Here is a 453-nt window from a genome sequence, read left to right as displayed (position 1 = left end):
CGTTCTGTATCGGCCTGATACCGTCCTATGCCAGCATCGGCATCTGGGCTCCGATTCTGCTGCTGCTTTGTAAGATGGCCCAGGGCTTCTCCGTAGGCGGTGAGTATACGGGTGCCTCTATCTTTGTCGCAGAGTATTCCCCGGACCGTAAGCGCGGCTTTATGGGAAGCTGGCTGGACTTCGGCTCGATTGCCGGGTTTGTCCTGGGTGCGGGCGTGGTGGTGCTGATTTCTACCGTCGTCGGTGAAGAGAACTTCCTCTCCTGGGGCTGGCGTATTCCGTTCTTCCTGGCGCTGCCATTAGGGATTATTGGTCTTTACCTGCGTCATGCTCTTGAAGAAACGCCGGCGTTCCAGCAGCACGTTGAGAAGCTGGAGCAGGGCGACCGCGAAGGGCTGCAGGATGGACCGAAAGTCTCCTTTAAAGAGATTGCGACGAAGCACTGGCGCAGCC

At 57.8% G+C, this 453-nt stretch carries 1 protein-coding gene; it reads left to right on the top strand.

Annotation, left to right across the window (positions count from 1 at the left end):
* Positions 1 to 453, top strand: a 453-nt coding sequence (locus AC0DBE_RS21590) for an MFS transporter (protein WP_472963737.1), incomplete at both ends; no start/stop codon positions are given.

The organism is Bacillus sp. VA15 (assembly GCF_055721145.1).
Note: the sequence above shows the minus strand (reverse complement) of the source record. Positions and strands in the feature narration are given on the sequence as shown.